This is a genomic window from Streptomyces sp. SudanB52_2052, assembly GCF_964272415.1.
GTDB classification, from domain to species: Bacteria; Actinomycetota; Actinomycetes; order Streptomycetales; family Streptomycetaceae; genus Streptomyces; species Streptomyces olindensis.
Genome location: NZ_OZ186796.1, coordinates 1796664 through 1819311 on the forward strand (window position 1 = coordinate 1796664; position 22648 = coordinate 1819311).

At 72.6% G+C, this 22648-nt stretch carries 20 protein-coding genes; 14 read left to right on the top strand and 6 right to left on the bottom strand.

All coding sequences use genetic code 11. The features are described from left to right. Positions 1 to 37: 37 nt before the first annotated feature. From ACSUPV_RS07975 to ACSUPV_RS07985, 3 genes are all read left to right on the top strand, one after another. On the top strand, positions 38 to 2914 hold the full coding sequence (locus ACSUPV_RS07975) for a helix-turn-helix transcriptional regulator (RefSeq protein ID WP_037767159.1): 2877 nt from the start codon (positions 38 to 40) through the stop codon (positions 2912 to 2914). 206 nt (positions 2915 to 3120) lie between these two features. Next, positions 3121 to 3912: a S1 family peptidase gene (locus tag ACSUPV_RS07980; protein WP_031120218.1), complete on the top strand. Its 792-nt coding sequence runs from the start codon at positions 3121 to 3123 to the stop codon at positions 3910 to 3912. A 141-nt stretch (positions 3913 to 4053) separates the two neighbouring features. After that, entirely contained in the window at positions 4054 to 4701 is a 648-nt protein-coding gene (locus ACSUPV_RS07985) for a LysE family translocator (protein ID WP_031120217.1), read from the top strand. Between the two features lie 13 nt (positions 4702 to 4714). Here ACSUPV_RS07985 and ACSUPV_RS07990 read toward each other — a convergent pair whose 3' ends face one another. Then, positions 4715 to 5830 (bottom strand): winged helix DNA-binding domain-containing protein, encoded by a 1116-nt coding sequence (locus ACSUPV_RS07990; RefSeq protein WP_382615023.1) that lies wholly within the window; start codon positions 5828 to 5830, stop codon positions 4715 to 4717. Positions 5831 to 5962: 132 nt separating this feature from the next. Here ACSUPV_RS07990 and ACSUPV_RS07995 point away from each other — a divergent pair, with 132 nt between their 5' ends. The 3 genes from ACSUPV_RS07995 (at position 5963) to ACSUPV_RS08005 (ending at position 8833) form a co-directional block, all read left to right on the top strand. Further along, on the top strand, positions 5963 to 7159 hold the full coding sequence (locus ACSUPV_RS07995) for a magnesium and cobalt transport protein CorA (protein WP_436947204.1): 1197 nt from the start codon (positions 5963 to 5965) through the stop codon (positions 7157 to 7159). A gap of 110 nt (positions 7160 to 7269) precedes the next feature. Beyond that, positions 7270 to 7944: a hypothetical protein gene (locus tag ACSUPV_RS08000; protein ID WP_436947205.1), complete on the top strand. Its 675-nt coding sequence runs from the start codon at positions 7270 to 7272 to the stop codon at positions 7942 to 7944. 220 nt (positions 7945 to 8164) lie between these two features. Continuing rightward, positions 8165 to 8833 (top strand): thioredoxin domain-containing protein, encoded by a 669-nt coding sequence (locus tag ACSUPV_RS08005; RefSeq protein ID WP_031120211.1) that lies wholly within the window; start codon positions 8165 to 8167, stop codon positions 8831 to 8833. A gap of 43 nt (positions 8834 to 8876) precedes the next feature. Here ACSUPV_RS08005 and ACSUPV_RS08010 read toward each other — a convergent pair whose 3' ends face one another. Next, positions 8877 to 9254, bottom strand: coding sequence for a VOC family protein (locus ACSUPV_RS08010; protein ID WP_037767138.1), 378 nt, complete (start codon positions 9252 to 9254; stop codon positions 8877 to 8879). A 90-nt stretch (positions 9255 to 9344) separates the two neighbouring features. On the opposite strand from ACSUPV_RS08010, the gene ACSUPV_RS08015 reads away from it, so the two are divergent. After that, positions 9345 to 9803, top strand: a complete 459-nt coding sequence (locus ACSUPV_RS08015) for a PPOX class F420-dependent oxidoreductase (protein WP_031120209.1) — start codon at positions 9345 to 9347, stop codon at positions 9801 to 9803. Positions 9804 to 9807: 4 nt separating this feature from the next. Here the strand turns inward: ACSUPV_RS08015 and ACSUPV_RS08020 are convergent, their stop codons facing one another. The 4 genes from ACSUPV_RS08020 to ACSUPV_RS08035 all read right to left on the bottom strand — a co-directional run bounded on the left by ACSUPV_RS08020 (position 9808) and on the right by ACSUPV_RS08035 (position 13257). Next, positions 9808 to 10374, bottom strand: coding sequence for a DM13 domain-containing protein (locus ACSUPV_RS08020; RefSeq protein WP_037767134.1), 567 nt, complete (start codon positions 10372 to 10374; stop codon positions 9808 to 9810). Positions 10375 to 10523: 149 nt separating this feature from the next. After that, on the bottom strand, positions 10524 to 11636 hold the full coding sequence (locus ACSUPV_RS08025; RefSeq protein ID WP_037767131.1) for a sensor histidine kinase: 1113 nt from the start codon (positions 11634 to 11636) through the stop codon (positions 10524 to 10526). A 2-nt stretch (positions 11637 to 11638) separates the two neighbouring features. Further along, positions 11639 to 12370, bottom strand: coding sequence for a response regulator transcription factor (locus ACSUPV_RS08030; protein WP_037767129.1), 732 nt, complete (start codon positions 12368 to 12370; stop codon positions 11639 to 11641). Between the two features lie 131 nt (positions 12371 to 12501). After that, the gene (locus ACSUPV_RS08035; RefSeq protein WP_031120204.1) at positions 12502 to 13257 is read right to left on the bottom strand and encodes a GbsR/MarR family transcriptional regulator; all 756 of its coding nucleotides are present in this window, start codon (positions 13255 to 13257) and stop codon (positions 12502 to 12504) included. A gap of 227 nt (positions 13258 to 13484) precedes the next feature. Here ACSUPV_RS08035 and ACSUPV_RS08040 point away from each other — a divergent pair, with 227 nt between their 5' ends. From ACSUPV_RS08040 to argG, 7 genes are all read left to right on the top strand, one after another. Continuing rightward, positions 13485 to 14150: a DUF4097 family beta strand repeat-containing protein gene (locus ACSUPV_RS08040; RefSeq protein WP_037767127.1), complete on the top strand. Its 666-nt coding sequence runs from the start codon at positions 13485 to 13487 to the stop codon at positions 14148 to 14150. Positions 14151 to 14162: 12 nt separating this feature from the next. Continuing rightward, on the top strand, positions 14163 to 15089 hold the full coding sequence (locus ACSUPV_RS08045) for an ATP-binding cassette domain-containing protein (protein ID WP_436947206.1): 927 nt from the start codon (positions 14163 to 14165) through the stop codon (positions 15087 to 15089). After that, positions 15086 to 15898: an ABC transporter permease gene (locus ACSUPV_RS08050; protein WP_436947207.1), complete on the top strand. Its 813-nt coding sequence runs from the start codon at positions 15086 to 15088 to the stop codon at positions 15896 to 15898. The genes ACSUPV_RS08045 and ACSUPV_RS08050 overlap by 4 nt, the downstream gene beginning before the upstream one ends. Before the next feature lie 167 nt (positions 15899 to 16065). Beyond that, complete coding sequence (locus tag ACSUPV_RS08055; RefSeq protein WP_436947208.1) at positions 16066 to 17877, top strand: methylmalonyl-CoA mutase family protein; 1812 nt, start codon at positions 16066 to 16068, stop codon at positions 17875 to 17877. Continuing rightward, positions 17874 to 20066, top strand: coding sequence for a methylmalonyl-CoA mutase (gene scpA / locus ACSUPV_RS08060; RefSeq protein WP_382615526.1), 2193 nt, complete (start codon positions 17874 to 17876; stop codon positions 20064 to 20066). The genes ACSUPV_RS08055 and scpA overlap by 4 nt, the downstream gene beginning before the upstream one ends. Continuing rightward, positions 20063 to 21055, top strand: a complete 993-nt coding sequence (gene meaB / locus ACSUPV_RS08065; RefSeq protein WP_359794554.1) for a methylmalonyl Co-A mutase-associated GTPase MeaB — start codon at positions 20063 to 20065, stop codon at positions 21053 to 21055. The genes scpA and meaB overlap by 4 nt, the downstream gene beginning before the upstream one ends. A 73-nt stretch (positions 21056 to 21128) precedes the next feature. Continuing rightward, a complete protein-coding gene (argG, locus tag ACSUPV_RS08070; RefSeq protein ID WP_037767110.1) occupies positions 21129 to 22583 on the top strand; it encodes an argininosuccinate synthase in 1455 nt (484 codons plus the stop codon). Positions 22584 to 22648: the final 65 nt, after the last annotated feature.

Genomic DNA, 22648 nt, shown 5'->3' on the forward strand with positions numbered 1-22648 from the left:
CTAATATTGGCCAGGACACGACACACGGAGGGAAGCGGTGACCGTGCGACGGGACTTCCAGGAGCCTGCCAGGAGCCGCCCCGACCTGGTCATCGGCCGGGAGGACCTGTTCACGTCGGCGCGTGAGCAGCTCGGCCGGGGCGGCAGCGTGCTGCTCCACGGCCCCGCCGGAATAGGAAAGTCGACGGTCCTGCGCGCGCTGGCCGCGGATTACGGCGGTGCGGCCCGGACCGTGTTGCGCTGCTCGGCCACCGAGTCCGAATCCCACCTGCCCTTCCTGGCCCTGGCCGACCTCTTCGGCCTGGTCCTGGACAAGGTCTCCGGCCGGCTGCCCGCCGCCCAGCGCACGGCCCTGGAGTCGGCGCTCACCGGCCGCGGCGAGTCCACGCTCCAGCGGGACGGGCTCGCGCTGCGCCTCGCCGTGCTGTCGGCGCTGCGGGCCCTGGCCGCCGAGGGGCCGGTGCTCGTCGTCGCCGACGACCTCCAGTGGCTGGATGCCGCCAGTGCCGAACTGCTCGGCTTCGCCGCCCGCCGGCTGGGCGACACGCCCGTGCAGATGCTGTGCGCGGTGCGGACCGAGGGCCAGGAGTACGACCGCCATCTACGCGCGTCTCCGCCCGACACGCTCGCCGTCCGGCTGGGCCCCCTGACCCGTACGCAGGTCTCGGCGCTGCTCGACCACCGCGGCTACACCCCCCTGTCCCGCTCCACGATCCGCGACATCCACCGCACCAGCGGGGGGAACCCGCTGTTCGCCCTGGAGCTGGGCCGCGCCCTGGCGGAGAGCCCGGCCCGACCCCGGCCCGGAGAGCCCCTGCCGGTGCCCACCTCGCTGCGGGCCCTGGTACTGAGCCGGCTGGAGATGCTGTCGGACGAGGCGCGCCGCACCCTGCTGGTGGCCAGCGCCGGTGCGCGTCCCACACTGGCGCTGCTGCACGCGGCCGGGCGGGAGAACGCCGAGGCCGAGACCGCCCAGGCGGCGGCGCTGGGCCTGCTGGCGACCGAGGCGGAGGGCCCCGCCGTGCGGTTCGCGCATCCGCTGATCTCGGCCGCGCTGTACGCGGAGGCGCCGGCGGCGGAGCGGCGGGCCGTGCACACCGCGCTGTCCACGGCGGCGTCCGACCCGATCGAGCGGGCCCGGCACCTGGCCCTGGCGACCACCGGGACGGACCCGGAGGTGGCGGCCCGGCTCGCCGAGGCCGCTGCGCTAGCCCGGGACCGCGGGGCGCCGTCCGTGGCCGCCTCGCTCGGGCTGCTCGCCGCCCGGCACACCCCGGCGGACAGTGCACCGGGTCCGGACGAGCGGCGGCTGCCGGGTCCGGACGAGCGGCGGCTGCAGGCCGCGGAGGACGCGATCACCGCCGGCGAGGCCGACCTCGCCCGGGACATCGCCCGCGACGTCCTGACGCGTGCCACCGTGCCCGCGGAGCGCGTGCGGGCCTGGATGGTGGTCATCGAGGCGGCCGGGCAGGCGCTCGGCGACGTCGACGCCGTCTTCCCGCAGGCCCTGGCCGACGCGGGCGACGACCCGCGGCTGCTCGCCCTGGTCCACTACCAGCTGGCCTGGCGCGGTCTGGTGGTGGAGGGCGACTTCGCCGAGGCCCGGCAGGAGGCCGCGCACGCGGCGGAGCTGGCCGCCCGTGGCGGGGACCGGCGCACGGAGCTGATGGCGCTGTCCTTCCAGGCCTCCACCGAGACCCTGATGGGCCACCCGGACGCCCCCGCGACCGTCAAACGGGCGCTCAGGGAACCTCAGGACCCGTACGTGGCCTGCCACCACAACGGCGCCGGCTCGGCCCGGTTCCGCTGGCTGATCATGAGCGATCAGCTGCCCCAGGCACGGGCGACCATCACCGCGCTGCTGCGCGAGGTGCGGCGGCGCGGCATGGTCGAGAGCGAGGTGCACTTCCTGCGTTTCCTCGCCGAGACCGAACTGCGCTCCGGGCACTGCGGCCGGGCTCTGGACCTGGCCCGCGAGAGCCTGCGGCTCGCCCGGGACTCGGGGATCGGCGAGGGCGCCTCCGCCATGCTCACCTCCCTCGCGGAGGCCTCCGCCGGGGACGTCGACCGGGCCCTGGCCCTCGCCCGGGAGGCGGCGGACCACGCCGAGGTCGACGGCGACCAGATGTACCTGTCGCGGGCGCTGGCGGCGCTGGGCTACGCCCAGTTGGTGGCCGGGGACCCGGCGGCCACGGTCCGTTCGCTGCGCCGGGTGCGGGAGCTCGAGCAGAGCCTCGGCATCACCGACCCGGCGCGCGGCCGCTGGCACGGCGACCTGGCCGAGGCCCTGGTCCGCATCGGCGAACCGGTCGAGGCCCAGGACGTGATCGACACGGCACGGGTGCACGCGCTGCGGCTGGGCCGGGAGAGCGTGCTCGCCGTGCTGGACCGGGCCGAGGCCCTGGTACGGGCGGCGCGCGGCGAACACGAGGCGGCCGCCGTCCGGCTGGCGTCCGTGCGGGACCGGCTCGGCGGGCTCGGCTACGGCCTGGAGGAGGCGCGGGCCGCCTTCGCGCTGGCCCGCCTGCGCGCCCAGGCCGCCGCGTTCCCGCGCGCCGGCGGCGCTCCCCTGCCAGGACCGGCGTCGTACGACGAGGCCGCCCGGCTGTTCCGGCGCTGCCGGGCGCTGCCCTGGCTGCGGCAGGTCGACGCGGCCGCCACGGCCGGTGCCGCGGTGGTGGAGCCGGCCCCGGTCGCGGCGCCGGTGGTGCGCGACGCGCTGGAGGGGCTCGCCTCGATGGAGCGTCAGGTCGCCTCGCTCGTGATGGAGGGCGCGACCAACCGGGAGATCGCGGCACGCCTGTTCATCAGCGTCAAGACCGTCGAGGCGACCCTCACCCGGGTCTACCGGAAGCTGGGAATCCGCTCGCGGGTGGACATCGTCCGGCTGGCCGCGGGCCGCCGCACGACCTGACCCCACCTCGTCTCACGGGGCCGACCGAGGGTTTTCCCTGCCCCAACTCCCTTAGGGGGTTCCCTCATTGGGAGCCCTCACGGCCGGGCTCTAGCTTTGGGGCGTGCCGCTCGCCGGGCACACGGAGATCCGAACAACGGCGTCAGGGTCCCCGGTGCACCACACACCCGCGCGACCCCCCACCGGCAACTCCCCAGAGGAGACCCATGTTCGGGCTCAACCGTGCCAAGAAGGCCGCTGCTCTGGCCACCGCGACCGCTGCCGCCGCCGCGACCGCGCTGCTCGCCGCTCCCGCCGCCGTCGCCGCGCCCCAGCCGATCGTCGGCGGGACCACGACCACGACGACCGCGTACCCGTTCGTCATGCAGATCACGGACGCCTCGCAGAACCAGTTCTGCGGCGGCACGCTCGTCTCGCCCACCAAGGTCGTCACCGCCGCGCACTGCATGGTCGGCGAGACCACCAGCAGCGTCCGCGTGGTCGGTGGCCGCACCTACCGCAACGGCACCAACGGCACCGTCAGCAGAGTCAGCAGGATATGGATCCACCCGAGCTACACCGACGCCACCAACGGCGACGACGTGGCCGTGCTGACGCTGTCGACGTCGATGCCCTACACCCCCGCGAAGTACGTCTCCTCCTCCCAGACCTCGGTGTACGCGGCCGGCACCACGGCCCGCATCCTCGGCTGGGGCACCACCGCCTCGAACGGCAGCAGCTCCAACCAGCTGCGCACCGCGACCGTACCGACCGTGTCCGACTCCAGTTGCGGCAGCTCCTACGGCTCCGACTTCGTGCAGAGCGACATGGTGTGCGCCGGATACACCGCCGGCGGCGTGGACACCTGCCAGGGCGACAGCGGCGGCCCCCTGCTCATCGGGGGCGTCCTGGCAGGCATCACTTCCTGGGGCGAGGGCTGCGCCCAGGCCGGTTACCCGGGTGTCTACACCCGGCTGACCACCTTCTCGAACCTGGTGACGACGCAGGTCAACTCGTGACCTGCCACTAGCTCCTGAGTACCCCTCAGGTGACATGCCAGGGGGCGTTGCGGGCCTCCACGAGCGGCCCGCAACGCCCCCTCTCCATGTCCGGCCCCGGTCGCGGACTGCTTCAATGGGCGGCGGATGGGAGTGATGCCCGTGGTCTCCGCCGACCGTCTCCTCGCCTTCGCCGTGATGTCACTGTTGGTCATCGTGATCCCCGGCCCCAGCGTGCTGTTCGTCATCGGCCGAGCCCTCGCGCACGGCCGACGCAGCGCCGTGGCGACGGCCCTCGGCAATGTCGTCGGCTCCTACCTCCTCGTCGTGGCGGTGGCCGTCGGCGTCGGATCGCTGGTCGAGCGGTCGGTGACGGTGTACCTGGCGGTGAAGCTGGCGGGTGCTACATATCTTGTGTTCCTGGGCGTGCAGGCCTTCCGGCACCGGGCCGATCTGAAGGCGTCGCAGCTCGGCGCGCGCCCCACGGGACCGGCCCGAGGCGATCTCCGCACTGTTCTGGACGGGATCCTCGTCGGGGTCACCAACCCGAAGGGGGTGGTGTTCTTCGCCGCCGTCCTACCGCAGTTCGTGGACCACGCGGCGGGCCATGTGCCCTTGCAGATGCTCCTGTTGGGCCTGGTACCGATCTCGATCGGCCTGGTCACGGACACGCTGTGGGGCCTGACCGCGTCGGCGGCCCGCTCCTGGTTCGCCCGCTCCGACCGCCGTCTGTCCCTGATCGGCGGAGCGGGCGGCTGCACGATGATCGGCCTGGGCGTGACGGTGGCGGTGACGGGCCGGGCGGACTGAGCCGCCGCTCGGGTCACGTGCGTACGGCGCCGAACCGGATGTCGTACGACGCCTCCGGGTGCATCACCCGCAGCATCCGCTCCCCCTCCGCGGTGACGTCCTCGCGCTGGGCCCGGGTGAGGCGGCCGAAGGGCTCGATCACGAGCGCGCCCTCCGCCAGCCGCCACAGTCCCGCGAGGAACCCGTCGACGAGGAGGGTGCGGTGGGCGATGTTCCCCTGCCAGGAGCGGCCCCGGTACTCGGGCGGGACGACGCGGGTGCGGTCGGCGTGGGACAGCAGCAGATTGTCGAACTCGGGCAGGAAGCGGGGCGGGGCGGGGGTGTCCGGGGCGGGGCGGGGGGCGTCCGGGAGGTCGAAGAGCTCGGTGCCGCTGTCGTCCCGGAAGGTCACGAGCCGTGGTCGGAGGCGCTCGAAGGCGTCGCGCAACCGGGTCAGGCCGGCCCAGGTCTGCATGTCCCGCACGGAGGCCGGGCCGAAGGCGGCGAGGTAGCGCAGGACGACCGCGTCGGGCGCGGGGGCCGGTTCGGCGGGCCGACCGAGCCAGTGCTCGGCGGTCGTGAGACAGACCTGGCCGCTGCGGCCCCACAGTCCGCGCGGGGTCACCTGCACGAGCGGGAGGCGGCAGCGGGCGGCGACGGCCAGGGCCTGCGGATCGGCGTCGGGCCACTCGCGGAGCAGGGCCTCGCGCAGCTGCTTCATGGTGCGGGGCTCGGCCTCGACGAGGTCGCGGGCGAGGACGGCGAGCCGGTCCAGGTCGACACCGGCCAGCCCCTTGCGGAAGTTCACCAGCTCCCGGTCCCGGGCGGGCTGCACCAGCGGACGCAGGGTGAGGCAGTCGTCCGCGGTGTGGGTGTGGATGGTGGACCGCATCGTGACGATACGGACCACGTCCCGGTCGGCCATCGGCCGCGACAGCGCCTCGGGGGCGAATCCGTCGAGGCGGGCGGCGAGCGCGTAGTACGGCGGCTTGACGTTCTGCGCCTGGAGGCCGACCAGGTGCTCGACGGCCGCCGCGACGGACATCCGGGCGGGGCGCAGGAGCAGCTGCCGGTCGAGGGTGGCGCGGTTGAGGGCCCGGGTGCCGAGCCGGGGGGCCGAATGTGTGACGCTCCGCTTGGTGTTCGTCATGAGGGGACGGTAGCGGGACTTGCGGACAGCTTCTGGCCGCGACGGGCGAGGGGCGTCGTCGTCCGGCGCGTATGCTGCTCGTGTCCCGCTGCGTGATCATCCGTACGTACGCTCGACCGAGAGGCATCCGCGATGCCCCAGCGACGCGCCCGCCCCGTCGACAAGGACCAGCCGGCCCGGCCGCCACGGCCGGCGAACCACACGCCCCGCAGGTCGGTCTGGCGCCGGGCCCTGCCCCCGGTGCAGCCGCCCGGGCCGCAGCCCCCCGGCGCCGACGCCCCACCGGACCGGCAGGAAACGGCCGAGGTGGCCAGTGTCGTCGAGGCGGCCCTCTACCGCGACGGCGTCCGCGTCTCCTCCCCCGCCACCCTGGCCGACACCTACCGCGAGCTGCGCGAGCAGCCCGCCGGCATGGCGTGGATCGGCCTGGCCCGCCCCACGGACGGCGAACTCCACTCCCTGGCCGCGGAGTTCGACCTGCACCCGCTCGCCGTCGAGGACGCGATGGAGGCCCACCAGCGCCCGAAACTGGAGCGCTACGGCGACACGCTGTTCGTCGTCCTGCGGGCCGCGCGCTACCTCGACGCGCCCGAGGAGGTCGAGTTCGGGGAACTGCACGTGTTCGTCGGCCCCGACTTCGTGATCACCGTCCGGCACGGCGCGGCGCCGGACCTGTCGGCCGTGCGCCGCCGCATGGAGGAGTCGCCGGAGCTGCTGAAGCTCGGCCCGGAGGCGGTGCTGTACGCGATACTCGACGCGGTCGTCGACGGCTACGCGCCGGTGGTCGCCGGGGTGCAGAACGACATCGACGAGATCGAGACCGAGGTGTTCCGCGGCGACCCCGAGGTCTCCCGCCGCATCTACGAACTCTCCCGCGAGATGGTCGAGTTCCAGCGCGCCACCCGCCCCCTGGTCGGCATGCTGCACGGGCTGATGGCGGGTTTCGCCAAGTACGGCACCGACGAGGAACTGCAGCGGTACCTGCGGGACGTGGCCGACCACGTCACCCACACCAGCGAGCGCGTCGACACCTTCCGCCAGGCCCTGACGGAGATCCTCACGGTGAACGCCACGCTGGTCACACAGCAGCAGAACACGGAGATGCGGGCCCTGGCGGAGGCGGGCTTCGAGCAGAACGAGGAGATCAAGAAGATCTCGTCGTGGGCGGCGATCCTGTTCGCGCCGACGCTGGTGGGGACGATCTACGGGATGAACTTCGTGCACATGCCGGAGCTGGACTGGAGCTTCGGATACCCCTTCGCCATCGGCCTGATGGGGGTGGTCTGCGTCAGTTTGTACGTGATCTTCAAGCGGCGGGACTGGCTCTGACCGGCTCTGGGGCGGGGCGGCGTTCGTCCGGGTGGGCGGGTACGCTGCCCTGGCCCCCTGCGGCGCGGTCGCCGGACGACCGCGCCCGCCCCTCGGAGAAAGCCCGACCGATGTCCTCCCTTCGCCCCACGGACTCCGCCTCCCCGGCGGCCGGGGTGTTGCGCGGGCTGCGGGCGGGTGTGCTGGCGGTCCTGGGGGTGCTGCTGCCGGTGGCCGGGCACGTGCTGTCCCGGAGCCACTGTCCGGGCTGGGTCGTGGTGGCGGCGACGGCCGCGGTGGCCGTGCCGGGAGCGGTCCTCCTGACGCGGCGTCGGCTCTCCGACGCCCAGGTGCTCGGCGTCCTCGCCGCGGCGCAGCTGGCCCACCACGCCGCCTACTCGCTGCCCGGCGCCTGCGCGGCCGTCACGGCCCGGGGTGCCGAGGCCTGCGGCGTGCTGTCCTGGCCGGTCGGGCACGACACGGCCGCCGGGGCGCCGACCGGGGTGCTCCTGGCCGGGCACCTGGTGAGCGTGCTGCTCGCCGCGCGGCTGCTGGGTGTCACGGAGCGGCTGCTGTGGCAGGGCCGACCGCTGCTGGCGGCCGTACGGCGGGTGCTGCTGTTCGTCCGGCCGCTGTTCGGCCGGGTGCATGGAACGGGCCCGCGGGTCACTGTCCGGGAGAGGGCCGCACCGCTCAGGTCGGCGGTGCTGGTGCGGTTGATCGAGGGCCGGGGGCCGCCGCGGGGCGGGGTCCGTCCGCTCGCCCTGTTCCGGCCCCTGCCGATCGGTGGTCCCTGCCTGCCCTGACGGGCACGGTACGAGGACCGGTTGCGACGGGCCGCTCCCCGATGAGCTGCGCGTCCTGGTCGGCGACGGCTGGTGGGCTGGCCTCGGAGGCATCCCTTCTTCTCGTCACCACGATCAATTTGGCGCTCCGGTGGGCGAGTTTCGCCCCCACACACGAGCCTGCCCCCTCCCGCGACCGACGCCCCGCCGACCCCGCCGGAGCCTTGCCCACCGAGGATTCATGAGCAAGTTCAAGAAGCATCTGTATGTCGCAGCCGTGCTCGTCGCCGGCTTCGCCGCCGCCCTGACCTCCTTCCTGCTGCTCAGGCCGGACGACCGCGGCAGCGACGGCGCGGAGGCACGACCCGCCGTGCGGGCGATGCCCGTGCGTGCCGACAGCCACCGCCTCACCGCACCGGAGAAGAGCGAGCTGACGGTCGTCGAGTTCCTGGACTTCGAGTGCGAGGCGTGCGGCGCGTACTACCCGGCCGTGGAGAAGCTCCGCGAGGAGTACGGCGACCGGGTCACCTTCGTCGCCCGCTACTTCCCCATGCCGGGCCACCGCAACGGCGAACTCGCCGCCCGTACCGCCGAGGCCGCGGCTCGGCAGGGCAAGTTCGAGGAGATGTACAGCAAACTCTTCACCACCCAGAAGGAGTGGGGTGAGTCGCAGGAGTGGAAGCAGGACGTCTTCCGCGGTTACGCCGAGGACCTCGGCCTGGACATGGGCGAGTTCGACGCGGCCCTCGCCGACCCGGAGGTCGCCGGGCGGGTCCAGGCCGACCAGCGCGACGGCCTCGGCCTCGGCGTCCAGGGCACCCCGACCTTCTTCCTCGACGGGGAGAAGATCCCCAATCCGGGCTCCTACGAGGAGTTCAAGGCCCTCATCGACGACCGGCTCCGGGGTTGATCCCGGCGCGGAGTGGGCTCAGGGGCGGCCGGAGAAACTCGTGTCAGGACGGGGACTGATTGCGGCACAGGCAGAAGGGATGCCCGGCCGGGTCGGTGTAGACCTGCCAGCCGTAGCCTTTCTCGCCGACGAAGCTCTTCTGGAAGGTGGCGCCCAGCTCGGTCACCCGGCGCCGCTCGGGCTCGAACTCGTCCACTTCGAAGTCGAGGTGGAACTGCTGCGGATGCTCCTGGCCCGGCCAGCTGGGCGGCTGGTAGTCCGCCACCCGCTGGAACGACAGCTCGACGCCGTCGTTGCGCAGGTTGACCCAGTCCTCCGTGCTGATGTCGGTGTTGATCTCCCAGCCCAGCAACGCGGCGTAGAACTCGGCCAGCTTCCAGGGGTCGGGGCAGTCGAGGATGACATCGGTGAACTTCAGCATTCGATCACTTTATGCGGGACGCCGGGCAAGCGAGGGCATGAGTCCCGGCGTTCGTGAAATTCCCTGGCAGTCACGGACGTTGATCAGGACATGACTCAAAGACCAGCGCCGCTCCCCCTGTCCGACGACGCCCTCTCCGAGCTGCTCGGCAAGCAGCGGTTCGGCACGCTCGCCACCGTGAAGCGCAGTGGCCACCCCCACCTGACCACCATGCTGTACAGCTGGGATCCCGAGGCCCGCACGCTGCGGTTCTCGACGACGGCCGACCGCGTCAAGGTGTCGCACCTGCGGCGCGAGCCGCGCGCTGCGCTGCATGTGCAGGGCGGTGACGTGTGGTCGTTCGCCGTCGCCGAAGGCGAGGCCGAGGTCTCCGAGATCACGACGGTTCCCGGCGACGCGGTCGGCCGGGAACTGCTCGCGTTGATCCCGCAGGACGCGAAGCCGGAGGACGAAGACACGTTCCTGGAGCAGCTGGTGGCCGAGCGCCGGCTGGTCATCCGGTTGAAGGTGGACCGGTTGTACGGAACGGCGCTCGACATCAACGGCTAGCTCCTCAGGCGCGGGCCAGTTTCGCGGCGCCGAAGGAGACGTCGAAGCGGTCGCACCAGATGCTGACGCTGCTGTACCGGGTCACGTCGACGTCGTCGGGCACGGTGTAGTTCTGGCTGCCCTTGTTGCCCTTGAGCCTGCCGAGGCTGGTGTAGGCCCCGTCGTCGAACACGTGCCAGCCGGCGCGTCCCTCCCTCACCGGCGCGTCGGTGAGCCAGACGCGCAGGTCGGGGCCGTTGCTGGTGTCGAGCCCCTCCAGGCGCACCACATGGCTGCCGTCGGCCAGCCGTACGAGTTTCACGGTGCCGGACGTCGCGTGCTCGTGGCTGATCAGCTCGCCGGTCGCCACGGTCACCGGCACGGCCGGGGACGGGGCGGGGGACGCGTCCGGCGGTGTCCCGGCAGGGGCCGTCGGGGAGACCGCGGTCCCGGGCAGCGCCTCCCGCACCGTCTCGTCCTGCCACAGCTTCCACGGCTGGAACCAGTACAGCCCGAAACCCGCTCCGGCGATCACCACCACGAGCACGCCCACCAGCCACGGTCGGATCCGCACCGCTCGTCCCCGTCCCATACCGCCCACCTCCTGGGAGTTCTTGTCTCACTCCCATTCAACGGGCGTATCCGGTGTCATGGGCCGCCCGGCCGATGACGAAACCCTTACGTCCGCCCCCGTTCGCGCGGGCGGGGGTACGCGCGGCACGAGCGGTGGTGCTGCCCGGCTCAGGGCGCGGCGGCGGGCAGCAGCACCTCGAAGCGGCAACCGCCGGGGATGTTGTGCACGGTGGCCCGGCCCTGGTGTGCCTCCACGATCCCCCGGACGATGGCGAGGCCCAGGCCCGCGCCGGCCGGGGGCGTCCGGGCGTGCGTGCCGCGCCAGCCGGTGTCGAAGACGCGCGGCAGGTCCTCCTCGGGGATGCCGCCGCAGCCGTCCGTCACCGACAGCACGACGCCCTCGGCGGACCGCTCGGCGGCGATCGCGACGGTGCCGTCGGCCGGGGTCCGGCGGATCGCGTTGACCAGCAGGTTGCCCAGGACGCGGCTCATCTCCCTGCCGTCCACCTCCACCGGCACCGGCTCGATCCGGTCCCCCACCAGCCGCACGCCGTGCTCCCGGGCGAGCGGGTCGACTCCCGCCAGCGCGTCGCCGACCAGGTCGTACAGGGACATCCGGGTGGGCGCCAGGGACAGCGTGCCGGCGTGGATGCGGGAGAGTTCGAAGAGGTCCCCGACCATGTCGTTGAGGCGTTCGACCTCGGTGCGGATCTGTTGCAGATAGCGGCCGGGGTCGGCGGCGACGCCGTCCTCCAGGGCCTCCGACATGGCGCGCAGACCGGCCAGCGGAGTGCGCAGGTCGTGCGAGATCCAGGCGACGAGTTCGCGCCGGGAGGTCTCCAGCGCGCGTTCCCGTTCCCGCGATTCGGCGAGCCGGGCGCTGGTGGCGGCCAACTCGCGGCTCAGCGACTCCAGTTCGGCAGTCGTCGGGCCGTCGGGGGCGGCGAAGTCCCCGCCGTCGCCGAAGGAGCGCGCGGCCAGGGTGAGGGCGCGGCTGCGGGCGACGACCCAGCGGCCCAGCAGCAGCGCGGTGGCCAGGGAGACGACGGCCGCCATGGCGACGACCGTCGTGACGACGGTCAGGTCGTGCGGGGAGAGGAACATCGCCCAGGCGACGGCGAGCGTGCCCGCGAGCATCGCGACGATCCCGACCGCCGCGACGACGGTGAGCGAGGCGGTCAGCGAGCGGCGCCGGATCAGGCGCAGGACGCCCGCTCCGGCCAGGCCCGTGACGGCGGCACCGGCGAAGGCGTACAGGGCGATGAGGAGGGTGTCGCGCATGGTCAGTCCTCCCCTCCCGTCGGGTCGAAGCGGTAGCCCACGCCCCACACGGTCTGGATCAGGCGGGGCCGGGCCGGGTCGTCCTCGACCTTGCCCCGCAGACGGCGGACGTGGACCGTGACGGTCGACAGGTCGCCGAAGTCCCAGCCCCACACCTCGCGCATCAGGTCCTCGCGGCTGAACGCCCGCCCCGGGTGCCGCAGGAAGAAGGACAGCAGGTCGAACTCGCGGAGGGTGAGGGCGAGTTCGGTGTCGTTCTTCGTGGCCCGGCGGGCCTCCGGGTCGACGGTGAGACCGGCCGCGCCCAGCCGGTGCCGTCCGGTGTCGGCGGCGGGCCTGCTGCGGCGCAGGACCGACTCGACGCGCAGGACCAGCTCGCGGGGGCTGAAGGGCTTGGTGACGTAGTCGTCGGCGCCGACCTCCAGGCCCAGGATGCGGTCCTCCTCGTCGCCGCGGGCGGTGAGCATGATGACCGGCACGGGGCCCTGGCCGCGGATCCGGCGGCACACCTCCAGGCCGTCCATGCCGGGCAGCATCAGGTCGAGCACGACCAGGTCCGGCCGGTGCGCCTCGGCGCGGGTGAGGGCGGTGGGGCCGTCGTCGGCGCGGTCGACGGCGTAACCGGCGCGGTCCAGATACCCGGCGACGATCTCGGCGACGGTCGGATCGTCGTCGACGACCAGGACCCGCGGGGACGTGTCCGGCGACCTGAGGGGCTCGTACGGCTGCTGCATGCCTCCAGCCTGGCACCACCGGGCCGCGGTGCGGTTCCCGAGGGCGTCGCCGACCTCCGACGTCCGGGATTCGTAAGAAAAAGGGGGCCTCGGGAGCGGGGCAGGGAGCTGGGTCGCTGCCCCGCGGCGGTTCAGCCGCTCGCCGGGGGCTGCTCGGCGGCGGCGCCCGTGGTCGTCGCGGGCTTCGCGTGGAGGATGTCGCGCGCCTGGTCCGCGGCGCGTGCGGTGCTTTCGGAGACGAAGTCGAGGAAGCGGGCGATGTTCTCCATGCGCGCGCCGGCCGGGGTGCCCGCGCCGAGGATGCCGACACCTTGCTGTGCGGTCTCGACGATCTGGGCGATGGCCCGGGCGCTGGCCATCATCGACTGGTACCAGACGTCGTCGTCGACGATGTAGCGCTCGCGGCGGCGTTCGTCGCGTTCCCGGCGGACGAGGCCCTGACCGTCGAGGTACGCGACCGCCTTGGAGATGGACGCCGGGCTGACCTGGAGGCGCTGGACGAGCTCGGACGCGGTGAGGCTGCCGGTGTCGCTGATGCAGAGGCAGGCCATCACCCTGGCCATCATCTTGGGCGTGCCCGACTGCATGAAGACGGTGGTCAGCGTCTCCTCGTACTCGCGCACGGCCTCGGCGTCCCGTCCGTGGGGCTGCGGGGGCGCCTCCGCCGCGCGGGGAGCGGCCTGCCTGCGCCGGTGGGCGCGGCGTTCCGTGGCGCGGTGGGCCAGGTCGGCGCGGTAGGCCGTGGGGCCGCCGTTCCGCATCACCTCACGGGTGATCGTCGACGTCGGACGGTCGAGGCGCCTGGCGATCTCCGCGTAGGCCAGGCCGTCGGCCAGTCCCGTCGCGATCTGCTGGCGTTCCTGCTGAGTGAGCCTGCCTCCCGGCACCGCGTTCTCCCTTCACGCTTCCCTGACGGGTCGAGAGTAGCGTTCAACGTCATTCCATTGCAACGATCAAGGGTATCCTGTTGCATTACTCGGCAGACCCATTGCAATGATTATGCCGTCTCTACCTGGTGTAACGCCGTCGCAGCGCAACGGGAGAGTTGTCCATCCCTCGAACGCAACGTAGCGTTTCCGATGTCAGAAACAAACGGCCGAACCAGGAGAGCATCATGCAGACGTTCCACACCCCCGCCCCGATCTCCGCCGTCCTGGACATCCCCGCCGGGCGCGTCCGGTTCATCGCCGCGGACCGGGCCGACACCACGGTCGAGGTCCTGCCGGCCGACGCCTCGAAGAGCCGTGACGTGAAGGCGGCGGAGCAGACCGCGGTCGCGTACGGCGACGGCGCCCTGCGGATCGAGGCCCCGGCGAAGAACCAGTACCTCGGCCCCTCCGGTGCCATCGAGGTGACGGTCCAGCTGCCCGCCGGCTCGCGGGTCGAGGTGAAGGCGGCCAGCGCCGAGCTTCGGGGCGTCGGGCGGCTCGGCGACGTCTCCGTCGAGAGCGCGCACGGCGAGATCAAGCTCGACGAGACCGCGAGCGCCCGCCTCACCACCGTCGCCGGCGACGTCTCGGTCGGCCGCCTGGGCGGCCCCGGGGAGATCAACACCGGAAAGGGCGACATCCGGGTCGCCGAGGCCGTGAGCGGCACGGTCGTGCTGACCACCCAGGCCGGCGACGTGTCGGTCGGCGCGGCCGCCGGGGTCTCCGCCGCCCTGGACGCCGGCACCACCTACGGCCGGATCCACAACGCCCTCCGGAACGCCGAAGGCGCCGCCGCCCTGACCATCCGCGCGACCACCGCCTACGGCGACATCACCGCCCGCAGCCTCTGAGGAGCATCCGTCATGACGAACCTGGGCATCGCGGCGAACGGGCTGCGCAAGTCCTACGGCGACAAGACCGTCCTGGACGGCATCGACCTGGCCGTCCCCGAAGGCACGATCTTCGCGCTGCTGGGTCCGAACGGGGCCGGCAAGACCACCGCCGTGAAGATCCTCTCCACCCTCATCACCGCCGACGCCGGACAGGCCCGGGTCGCCGGCCACGACCTGACCACCCAGGCCCAGGCCGTACGCGCCGCGATCGGGGTCACCGGACAGTTCTCCGCCGTCGACGGACTGATCACCGGCGAGGAGAACATGCTCCTCATGGCCGACCTGCACCACCTGCCCACACACGAAGGACGGCGCATCGCGGCCGAGTTGCTGGACCGCTTCGACCTCACCGAGGCCGCGAAGAAGCCCGCCTCCACCTACTCCGGCGGCATGAAACGCCGCCTGGACATCGCCATGACCCTGGTCGGCGGCCCGCGCGTCATCTTCCTCGACGAACCCACCACCGGCCTGGACCCCCGCTCCCGCCACACCATGTGGCAGATCATCCGCGAACTGGTCACCGGCGGCGTGACCGTCTTCCTCACCACCCAGTACCTGGAGGAGGCCGACCAGCTCGCCGACCGCATCGCCGTCCTGCACGACGGCAGGATCGCCGCCGAGGGCACCGCCGAGGAACTCAAGCGGCTCGTCCCCGGCGGACACGTCCGGCTCCGCTTCACCGACCCCGCCGCCTACCGCACCGCCGCCACCGCCCTGCGCGAGGCCACCGGCGACGACGACGCCCTCGCCCTGCACCTGCCCAGCGACGGCAGCCAGCGCCAACTGCGCTCCCTGCTCGACTGGCTCGACGCCGCCGGCATCGAGGCCGACGAACTCACCCTGCACACCCCCGACCTCGACGACGTCTTCTTCGCCCTCACGGAGGCCGCCCGATGAGCACACCCCCGGCACCCGCCCGCCCGGCCCGGTTCTCCCTCGCGGTGCGCGACTCGTCCACGATGCTGCGCCGCAACCTGCTGCACGCCCGCCGCTACCCGTCCATGACGCTGCAACTGCTGCTCACGCCGGTCATGTTGTTGCTGCTGTTCGTCTACATCTTCGGCGACACCATGAGCGCGGGCATCGGCGGCGGGGACCGCTCCGACTACATCGCCTACATCGTCCCCGGCCTGCTCCTGATGACCATCGGCAGCACCACGATCGGCACCGCGGTCTCCGTCTCCAACGACATGACCGAGGGCATCATCGCCCGCTTCCGCACGATGGCGATCCACCGCCCCTCGGTCCTCGTCGGGCACGTCGTCGGCAGCGTGCTCCAGTCGGTCATGAGCGTCGTCCTCGTCGGCGCCGTCGGCGTGGCCATCGGCTTCCGCTCCACGGACGCCACCGTCCTGGAGTGGCTGGCCGCGTTCGGGCTGCTCGTGCTCTTCGCGCTGGCGCTCACCTGGATCGCGGTCGGCATGGGCCTGGTCAGCCCGAACGCCGAAGCCGCCAGCAACAACGCGATGCCGCTGATCCTGCTGCCGCTGCTGTCCAGCGCCTTCGTCCCGGTCGACACGATGCCCGGCTGGTTCCGGCCCATCGCCGAGTACCAGCCGTTCACCCCGGCCATCGAGACGCTGCGGGGCCTGCTGCTCGGCACCGGGATCGGCCACAACGGATGGCTGGCCGTGGCCTGGTGCGTGGGGCTGGCCGTGCTCGGCTACCTCTGGTCGACCTCGAAGTTCAACAGCGACCCGAAGTGACCGTCATGGCAGCACCGACCGCTCCCCGCCCGAGGGCGGCGCACCCCGACACCACGTCGGCGTGCGCCGCCCCGCCGGTGTTGTCGGCGAGGTCACAGTCAGGGCGAGGGAAACGTCACAGCCGTGCCCTCTGCTGCTCCTTCGTGCTCGTGTCCTAGCATCCGAGCATGACGGTCCTGCCTGACGACGGGCTTGAGCTGGCCGGCGAGTTCCCTGATGTGCCCCATGAGCAGTGGCAGCGCCTTGTGGCGGGTGTACTGCGCAAATCGGGCAAGGACGTCGAGGGGACCGAGGCCGAGGAAGCCCTGTCCACCGCGTTGGAGGACGGGTTGCGCACCCGGCCCCTCTACACCTCGCACGACACCGCGCCCGAGCCGGGGCTCCCCGGGTTCGCGCCCTTTGTGCGGGGCGGCCGGGCCGAGGGGAACACGGTCGGCGGCTGGGACGTACGGCAGCGGCACACGACGGCCGACCGCGACACGGTGCTCGCGGACCTGGAGAACGGTGTCACGTCCGTCTGGCTGACGGTCGGGGACGGCGGCATCCCGGTCGCGGAGCTCGGCCGGGTCCTCGACGGTGTCTACCTCGACCTGGCCCCCGTCGTCCTCGACGCAGGACGCGAAACCGAGCCCGCCGCACGGGAGTTGCTGCGGCTGTACGAGGAGCGGGGGGTCGCCCGGGACGCGGCGCGCGGGAACCTGGGCGCGGATCCCCTGGGGTACGAGGCCCGGACCGGGCAGCGGGGTGACGTCGCGTCGGCCACGGAGCTCGCACGGCTGTGCGCCGCGGAGTACCCGGGGCTGCGGGCCCTGACCGTGGACGCACTGCCCTACCACGAGGCCGGTGGCTCGGCCGCCCAGGAGCTGGGTGCCTCGCTGGCCACGGCGGTGGCGTATCTGCGGGAGCTGACCGAGGCGGGCCTGAGCGTCGAACAGGCCTGTGGACAGCTGGAGTTCCGCTACGCGGCGACCGCCGACCAGTTCCTCACCATCGCCAAGCTGCGGGCGGCGCGCCGGCTGTGGGCGCGGGTGGCCGAGGTCTGCGGCGCCCCGCGCGCCGGGGCGCAGCGGCAGCACGTCGTCACCTCGCCCGTGATGATGACGCGGCGCGACCCGTGGGTGAACATGCTGCGCACGACCATCGCCACGCTCGCCGCCGGGGCGGGCGGGGCCGACGCGGTGACCGTGCTGCCCTTCGACCACGCCCTCGGCCTGCCGGACGCGTTCGCGCGCCGCATCGCCCGCAACACCTCCACGATCCTCATCGAGGAGTCGCACCTGGCCCGGGTGATCGACCCTGCGGGCGGCTCCTGGTACGTGGAGCGGCTCACGGACGAACTCGCCCACGCGGGCTGGGAGTTCTTCCAGCGGATCGAGAGGCTCGGCGGCATGGCGGCCGCCCTGCGCTCCGGGGACGTCGAGCGGGACCTCGCCGAGACGTGGCGGGCGCGGACCGCCAGGCTGGCCAAGCGGCGCGAACCCATCACCGGCGTCAGCGAGTTCCCGTTCCTGGCGGAGAAGCCGGTCGTGCGCGAGAGCGCACCCGAGCAGCCGTCCGGCGGGCTGCCGCGGGTGCGCCGCGACGAGGCCTTCGAGGCGCTGCGGGCCCGCTCGGACGCGCATCTCGCCGCGACCGGCTCCCGGCCCCGCGTCTTCCTCGCGGCGCTCGGCCCGGCCGCCGCGCACACCGCGCGCCTCACGTTCGCCTCGAACCTGTTCCAGGCGGGCGGCATCGAGCCCGTCACCCAGGGCACGTTCGCGGAGAGCGGCGCGACGGAGGCCGTGCTGTGCTCCAGCGACGCCCTGTACGAGGAGCAGGCGGCCGAGCAGGCAGCGGAGTTGCGCGCGGACGGTGCCTCGCACGTGTTTCTGGCCGGGCGGCCCGGGGAGTACCCGGGTGTCGACGCGTACGTCTTCGCGGGCTGCGACGCCGTGGCCGTGCTCTCCGCGACCCTCGACCGCATGGGAGTGTCCCGATGACCGCCCCTTCCGGCCCGTCCGTCCCCGACTTCTCCGGGATCGACCTGGGCGTCCCGGCCGCCGACGGCAGCCCCGACGAGTGGCGTTCGGCCGTCAAGAACGCCTCCGGCGGGGACGACCTGCTGTGGGAGACCCCGGAGGGCATCGCGGTCAAGCCGCTGTACACCGGCCGCGACCTGGAGGGCCTGGACTTCCTGGAGACGTACCCGGGCGCGGCGCCGTACCTGCGCGGCCCGTACCCGACGATGTACGTCAACCAGCCCTGGACGATCCGCCAGTACGCCGGTTTCTCCACGGCCGAGGAGTCCAACGCGTTCTACCGCCGCAACCTCGCGGCCGGGCAGAAGGGCCTGTCGGTCGCCTTCGACCTGCCCACGCACCGCGGCTACGACAGCGACCACCCGCGCGTGACCGGTGACGTCGGCATGGCGGGCGTGGCCATCGACTCGATCTACGACATGCGGCAGCTGTTCGACGGGATCCCGCTGGACAGGATGACCGTGTCGATGACGATGAACGGTGCCGTGCTGCCCGTGCTGGCGCTGTACATCGTCGCCGCCGAAGAGCAGGGCGTGCCGCCGGAGAAGCTGGCGGGGACCATTCAGAACGACATCCTCAAGGAGTTCATGGTCCGCAACACCTACATCTATCCGCCGAAGCCGTCGATGCGGATCATCTCCGACATCTTCGCCTACACCTCGCAGCGGATGCCGCGCTACAACTCCATCTCCATCTCCGGCTACCACATCCAGGAGGCCGGTGCGACGGCCGACCTGGAGCTGGCGTACACGCTCGCGGACGGCGTGGAGTACATCCGCGCGGGCCGGGAAGCGGGCCTGGACGTGGACGCGTTCGCGCCCCGGCTGTCGTTCTTCTGGGCGATCGGCATGAACTTCTTCATGGAGGTCGCCAAGCTGCGCGCGGCGCGGCTGCTGTGGGCGAAGCTGGTGAAGCAGTTCGACCCGCAGAACGCCAAGTCGCTGTCGCTGCGCACGCATTCGCAGACCTCGGGCTGGTCGCTCACCGCGCAGGACGTGTTCAACAACGTCACGCGCACGTGTGTCGAGGCGATGGCGGCCACGCAGGGCCACACCCAGTCGCTGCACACCAACGCCCTGGACGAGGCACTCGCCCTGCCGACCGACTTCTCGGCGCGCATCGCCCGCAACACCCAGCTCCTGCTGCAGCAGGAGTCCGGCACGACCCGGGTCATCGACCCGTGGGGCGGCAGCGCGTACGTGGAGAAGCTGACGTACGACCTGGCGCGCCGGGCGTGGCAGCACATCCAGGAGGTCGAGGCCGCGGGCGGCATGGCCAAGGCCATCGACGCGGGCATCCCGAAGCTGCGCATCGAGGAGGCCGCGGCCCGCACGCAGGCCCGGATCGACTCGGGCCGCCAGCCGGTCATCGGCGTCAACAAGTACCGCGTGGAGTCCGACGAGCAGATCGACGTGCTCAAGGTCGACAACTCCTCCGTGCGCGCCCAGCAGATCGAGAAGCTGCGGCGGCTGCGCGCCGAGCGCGACGAGACGGCCTGCCGGGACGCGCTGGACGCGCTGACCCGGGCCGCCGCGGGCGAGGGCAACCTGCTGGAGCTGGCCGTGCACGCGGCCCGCGCCAAGGCCACGGTCGGGGAGATCTCGGACGCCCTGGAGAAGGTGTACGGCCGGCACGCGAGCCAGATCCGTACGATCACCGGTGTGTACCGCAACGAGACCGGAGACTCCCCGAGCGTGGACCGCACCCGCACCCTGGTGTCCGACTTCGAGGAGGCCGAGGGCCGCCGCCCGCGCATCCTGGTCGCCAAGATGGGCCAGGACGGCCACGACCGCGGCCAGAAGGTGATCGCCACCGCCTTCGCCGACCTCGGCTTCGACGTGGACGTCGGCCCGCTGTTCCAGACGCCCGCCGAGGTGGCCCGGCAGGCCGTGGAGGCGGACGTGCACATCGTCGGCGTCTCGTCGCTGGCGGCCGGTCACCTCACCCTCGTCCCGGCGCTGCGCGAGGCGCTGGCCGAGGAGGGCCGCGAGGACATCATGATCGTGGTCGGCGGCGTGATCCCGCCGCAGGACGTGCCGACGCTGCTTCAGATGGGCGCGGCGGCCGTCTTCCCGCCCGGGACGGTGATCCCGGACGCGGCGTACGACCTGGTCAAGCGGCTGTCGGGCGAGCTCGGGCACGACCTGTGATCGATGTCGACGCGTATGTGAAGGGCGTGCTCGACGGGAAGCGGGCGATCGTCGCCCGGGCCATCACGCTCGTCGAGTCGACCCGGCCGCAGCACCGCGCGCTGGCCCAGGAGGTGCTGACCGCGCTGCTGCCGCACAGCGGCCGGGCCCGGCGGATCGGGATCAGCGGGGTACCCGGGGTGGGCAAGTCGACGTTCATCGACGCCTTCGGCACGCTGCTGACGTCGCTCGGGCACCGGGTGGCGGTCCTGGCCGTCGACCCGTCCTCCAGCCGCACCGGCGGCTCCATCCTGGGCGACAAGACCCGGATGGAGCGTCTGGCCGTGGATCCGGCGGCGTTCGTGCGCCCCTCCCCCACCGCGGGCACGCTCGGCGGAGTCGCCAAGGCCACCCGCGAGTCGATCGTGGTGATGGAGGCGGCCGGTTACGACGTGGTCCTCGTCGAGACGGTCGGCGTCGGGCAGTCCGAGACCGCCGTCGCGAACATGGTCGACACCTTCCTGCTGCTCACCCTCGCCCGCACCGGCGACCAGCTCCAGGGCATCAAGAAGGGCGTGCTGGAGCTGGCCGACGTGATCGCCGTCAACAAGGCGGACGGGCCGCACGAGCGCGACGCCCGGGCCGCCGCGCGGGAACTGGCGGGCGCGCTGCGGCTGATGCACGGCAAGGACGCCTTCTGGACACCGCCGGTGCTGCACTGCAGCGCCCGCGAGTCGACCGGCCTGGACACGGTGTGGGAGCGCCTGGAGCAGCACCGCGCGCTGCTGGACTCCACCGGCCGGCTCACCGCCAAGCGCCGTGACCAGCAGGTCGACTGGACCTGGTCCATGGTCCGCGACGAACTCCTCGGCCGGCTGCAGGCCGACCCGGCGGTACGGGCCCTGGCGCCGGTGCTGGAGCAGCAGGTCCGGGAGGGCGAGCTGACCCCGACCCTGGCGGCCGAGCGGATCCTGGGCGCGCTCGGCGGTTCCGGAACGGCGCATTCCTGAGCCCCGACCAGCGGGGACGGCGATTTCGCACAGCTCGCTTGCATGACTATGCAAAGTGAGACATACTCTTTCTATGTCCAAGGTCCTCACCTCCCTGCCCGCCGGCGAACGCGTCGGCATCGCCTTCTCGGGCGGTCTCGACACCTCCGTCGCGGTCGCGTGGATGCGCGACAAGGGCGCCGTCCCGTGCACCTACACCGCCGACATCGGCCAGTACGACGAGCCCGACATCGCCTCGGTGCCCGGCCGTGCCAAGACCTACGGCGCGGAGATCGCGCGCCTGGTCGACTGCCGCGCGGCGCTGGTCGAGGAGGGCCTGGCCGCGCTGACCTGCGGCGCGTTCCACATCCGCTCGGGCGGGCGGGCGTACTTCAACACCACTCCCCTGGGCCGCGCCGTCACCGGCACGCTCCTGGTGCGGGCGATGCTGGAGGACGACGTCCAGATCTGGGGCGACGGCTCGACCTTCAAGGGCAACGACATCGAGCGGTTCTACCGCTACGGCCTGCTCGCCAACCCGCACCTCAGGATCTACAAGCCCTGGCTGGACGCGGCCTTCGTGACGGAGCTGGGCGGCCGCAAGGAGATGTCGGAGTGGCTGCTCGCCCACGGCCTCCCCTACCGCGACAGCACGGAGAAGGCGTACTCCACCGACGCCAACATCTGGGGCGCCACCCACGAGGCCAAGACCCTGGAGCACCTGGACACCGGCATCGAGACGGTCGAGCCCATCATGGGTGTGAAGTTCTGGGACCCCGAGGTCGAGATCGCCACCGAGGACGTGACGATCGGCTTCGACCAGGGCCGCCCCGTGACGATCAACGGCAAGGAGTTCGCCTCCGCCGTCGACCTGGTCATGGAGGCCAACGCCATCGGCGGCCGGCACGGCCTCGGCATGTCCGACCAGATCGAGAACCGCATCATCGAGGCGAAGTCCCGCGGCATCTACGAGGCCCCGGGCATGGCCCTGCTGCACGCCGCCTACGAGCGGCTGGTCAACGCCATCCACAACGAGGACACCCTCGCCCAGTACCACACCGAGGGCCGGCGCCTCGGGCGGCTGATGTACGAGGGCCGCTGGCTGGACCCGCAGGCGCTGATGATCCGCGAGTCGCTGCAGCGCTGGGTCGGCGCCGCCGTCACCGGCGAGGTGACGCTGCGGCTGCGGCGCGGCGAGGACTACTCGATCCTCGACACCACCGGCCCGGCGTTCAGCTACCACCCGGACAAGCTCTCCATGGAGCGCACCGAGGACTCCGCGTTCGGCCCGGTGGACCGGATCGGCCAGCTCACCATGCGCAACCTGGACATCGCCGACTCGCGCGCCAAGCTGGAGCAGTACGCCGGCATCGGCCTGATCGGCACCGGCAGCCCCACCATCGGCGCCTCCCAGGCCGCCGCGACCGGGCTCATCGGCACGATGCCGGAGCTGCCCCAGGGCGGCGCCGAGGCCATCGCCTCCCGCGGCGAGGTCTCCGACCAGGACGCCTGGCTGGACCGCGCGGCGATGGAGTCGGGCACCGACTGACCGCACGACGGGACAGGGAAGGCCGGCTCGACACCGTCGAGCCGGCCTTCCCGCTGTCGCCGCCC